Origin of the sequence: Parvibaculum sp., assembly GCF_019635935.1 — a bacterium.
GTDB lineage: Bacteria > Pseudomonadota > Alphaproteobacteria > Parvibaculales > Parvibaculaceae > Parvibaculum.
Genome location: NZ_JAHBYN010000010.1, coordinates 1 through 3,781, shown reverse-complemented (window position 1 = coordinate 3,781; position 3,781 = coordinate 1). Strand labels below are relative to the sequence as shown.

Annotated in this window: 3 protein-coding genes; 1 reads left to right on the top strand and 2 read right to left on the bottom strand. The window is 60.0% G+C overall.

What is annotated here, in order from left to right; genetic code table 11:
• Positions 1 to 267: 267 nt before the first annotated feature.
• On the top strand, positions 268 to 1,347 hold the full coding sequence (locus tag KF719_RS18090) for a patatin-like phospholipase family protein (RefSeq protein ID WP_293510795.1): 1,080 nt from the start codon (positions 268 to 270) through the stop codon (positions 1,345 to 1,347).
• A gap of 158 nt (positions 1,348 to 1,505) precedes the next feature.
• Here KF719_RS18090 and gltS read toward each other — a convergent pair whose 3' ends face one another.
• Positions 1,506 to 2,711, bottom strand: coding sequence for a sodium/glutamate symporter (gene gltS / locus KF719_RS18085; protein ID WP_293510793.1), 1,206 nt, complete (start codon positions 2,709 to 2,711; stop codon positions 1,506 to 1,508).
• 198 nt (positions 2,712 to 2,909) lie between these two features.
• Positions 2,910 to 3,329 carry a hypothetical protein gene (locus KF719_RS18080; protein ID WP_293510791.1) on the bottom strand — a complete coding sequence of 140 codons (420 nt, stop codon included), beginning with the start codon at positions 3,327 to 3,329 and terminating at the stop codon, positions 2,910 to 2,912.
• Between the last annotated feature and the right edge of the window lie 452 nt (positions 3,330 to 3,781).

Below are 3,781 nucleotides of genomic sequence, written 5' to 3'. Positions count from 1 at the left end.
AAACTCACCGTTCGTGTGGGCGATACCTACCGCACGTTCACCGTTGCGGCCATGGGCGTTAACGTAACTCGCAGAAACACCCATCCTGCTTCTCCAAGCAGGCTTTAGCTTTCCAACGCCTCGTTGGTACACTGGTAAAGTAAGGACGGGACTTGGCACGTAGCAGGTTGCTTCCTGGGTATGCCGGACACATCGTAATGCCCTGGGATAAGGCCGCGGATCAAAACGGGTATCAGCTTCCCCAGCTCCCCACCGGAGTTAACCATCATGAAACGCCGGAATTTCCTCAAAGCATCCGCGTTAGTGCCTGTCTCCGTCGGTGCGGCGGCGATCTCGCCGGTTCTTGCCCAGACACCAACACCGCTGGAAGCGATGACCACGCAGGTCAGCGACAGTCTGTTCGCCTCCGACGGCCTCGCCGTCCCGGTCCCCGACAAGCCGGTGCCCTCGCGATTCGCTGCCGGGCTCGACCGCACGCTGGTGCTCGGTGGCGGCGGTGAATACTACGTCGCATGGTATTGTGGTTTCTTCCACGGCCTGCTCGAACTCGGCGTCGATCCGGCGGCCCTCGCCGAGATGGTGGTGGGCACCTCGGCCGGTTCCTATGCCGGCTCTTCGCTCACGTCCGGGCATTTCCTGCGAATGCGCAGCGAGATCGAGTTCTTCGGGCAGTTTCCAAGCCTGTTCGCCAAGCTCGCGCCGCTCTCCGCCCCCAATGCCAGCCAGAAGCGCGCGCAAGAGATCAACTTCAAGGTCACCAGCGGTGATGCCGCTTCGATCCGCGCCATCGGCCATGCGGCGCTGGCGGCGGACAACCACGTCAATGGCGGGGCTGTCGAGCGGTTAGCGTGGCTTCTCACGGGAGACAGCCGCACCGACTGGCCGGTCGCCAAGATGTTCACCACGGCGAATGATTGCTACACCGGCGAACGTCTGGTGGTGCATCAGGATGTGGCCCGCAGGAATGGCATTCCGCTCGCCCATGCCGCCGCCGCCAGCTCCTCGCTGCCTGGGGTTATGGGACCGACACTACTGGGGCAGCGCTATTGCATGGATGGCGGCATCTCCAAGACCTGGGCGCACACCGATCTGGTTGCCGGCTCGAAGCGCGCGCTCGTCATTACCCTGACCAATGGCTATGAGGGCAGCCTGCTCACCGGCATTCCTCACGATATCCATAAGGAAATAGCAACACTGGAGGCGACCGGCACCAAAGCGATGCTGATCATCGCCGGCACGCCACCGGGCGTGAACCTGCTCGATCCCGGCCAGATCGCTCCCGCGATCAAGGCAGGTTATGAGCGCGCCAAGATCGAGGCGCCGAAGATCAAGGACTTCTGGGCCTAGCCGCGGTTATTTCGGATTTTTGTGTTCCTCTGACGCGCTTCGATCCTGAATTCTGTAGGCGAGCGGATGGCGTGTCGATCGCTGGCAATGCCAAAATACGCCATGGCGCCCCCGCAATGCCCATGCCGGGTGCCTCTCGACCGGTTGCCACGCGCGCTTCAGCGCACCATGAAGCCGATGGCCACCGCATTGGCGATGTCGATGAAGAAGGCGGAGACGAGCGGCAGGATGATGAAGGCGATGGGGGCCGCGCCATGCACCTTCGTCACCGCGGTCATATTGGCGATGGCGGTGGGTGTCGCGCCGAGGGAGATGCCGCTGAACCCGGCCGAAACCACGGCCGCGTCGTAGTCGCGGCCCATGGCGGGGAAGACCACGAACAGGATGTAGGCTACCGCCGCAACGGTCTGCACGCCGAGCACGAGAAGCAGGGCCGGGCCGAGATCACCGAGCGTCCATAGCTGCATGCTCATCAGCGACATGGCGAGGAAGACGCTCAGCGACAGGTCGGAGACGAGCGACAACGCCTTTGTCCGCGTGGGCCAGAGTAGCCCGCGGAAGACGTAAGGGATGGTGTTGGTCATGACGATCGCGACCATCAGGCAGGCGACGAAGAGCGGAAGATTGATGCCGAGTTCTTCCAACAGCTCATCCACGGTGAAGCCGATCAGAATGGCGATGTTGAGCACCAGGATAGTCCGCAGCAGGCTCACAGCGCTCACGTCATTCCGCACGTGCCCGTCAGGGTCATCCGGCAGGCCAACGATAGGGGCCTTCTCGAGGGGACCGCTCAGGCCATAGCGCGCTATGAGCAGGCGCGCGACGGGGCCGCCCACCAGGCTCGCGATGACAAGGCCGAGCGTGGCGCTGGCAATGCCGACCTCCAGCGCCTGGGGTATCCCGAAACGCTGCTCGATGATTGGCGCCCAGGCGATCGTCGTGCCATGGCCGCCGATCAGGGAGGCCGAGCCCAGAAACGCCGCGAGCCCCTCCGGCAGGCCCAGCAGGGCGACGCTGCCGACCGCGATAATATTCTGCAGGACGAGGAAAACGATGGTGATCGCCAGCAGGATGGCGAGACGACGCCCGCCCGCCATGAGGTCCGACAGGCGGGCGTTCAGCCCGATCCCCGTGAAGAAATAGAGGAGCAGCATGTCGCGCGCCTGGAGATCGAAGGCAACCGCGGTATCGAAGAGATGGTAGGCCGCGAGCGTCACGAGCGCGGCTATGAGGCCGCCGGTGACCGCCTCTGGAATATTCCAGCGTCGCAGCGGCTCAACCACCCGATTGAGCCCCGCTCCGGTAAAGTACACCAAGATGGCGATAGTGAAGGACAGTAGTCCCGGAACGGCAATCGTTGTCATGTCCGCTCTTAGAGCAAAGGACACGATGCCAGGCAACTGTTGGTTGCGACTTCATTGGCTCATCGCCCCAGGCACGGGGCAAGGCGTCAGAATGAGGCGATCCGTAGACCACGATCGATGGCGGCGACAAGCGGTGAGGCGGCACCGGGAAGCGCCACCCTGCGGATGTCGCGTTCGAACGTCAAATCCAGGTGCATGTCAGAAACCGGCCATCGCCAAAGACTGAATTTCGGCATTGGGGTCGACGCCCGTAACACGGATATCCTCTATCGGCACATCCGACCCGCGAAAGCCGGAGTCATGCTCGGTCAGCTCTGCCAAGCTGACATCCCGCACAGTGCGAGCCCCGTATATCGACTGCTCGTCGGCGGGTGGAACGTAGGACGGCGTGAATTGCTTGAAGCTGGAACTCGACCAAGCCTCGTTGAACTTGTGCTGATCATTCAGCCAGACCTGCCGGGGATTGTCATCGGTTCCAACCCAGTATTTCTTTGTCATCCGGTCCTGGTAGAGATTGTAGCCGTCGTCACCATGTCTTATTTCCTTGTAACGCCAATCCCTCAAACCTGCGCTACCTCTTATAGCTGCCGTACCAGCTTTCTCAAGAACATTAGCCATAGATGCACTCCACTATATTTCAAGATCACTCGGCACAATTCGCTCAGATCACCGCCAAGCGATGACTTTTTGCCGAGGCTCGTATCTGATCGAGGTTGATTTTTTCTACCCCAGTTCTTCAATACATAGATGGATAAATCCGGGCGACGCGAATAGTGCAGACGCGGCCGCATTGCAGGCTTCCGCTAAGAAATAAGTTCAAAAGATAAACCCCTTTGAGTAATAAAATATAATATTCATTGAATGTTAAAATTGACGGTCGGATTCGCGGACGAAAATGATCACGCCAGGTAGATTTTTTGGAATATCCAGCGTCAATTCGCGCCATACGCATGGCGAATCTGGAAGCGCCACACGGAATAGACATCCTACGGTCAGTGAATGATCACCTGACCGACATATTCGCCCCTCATTGTGAATATATCAACGAACGTCATCCGAAACTTCCTATT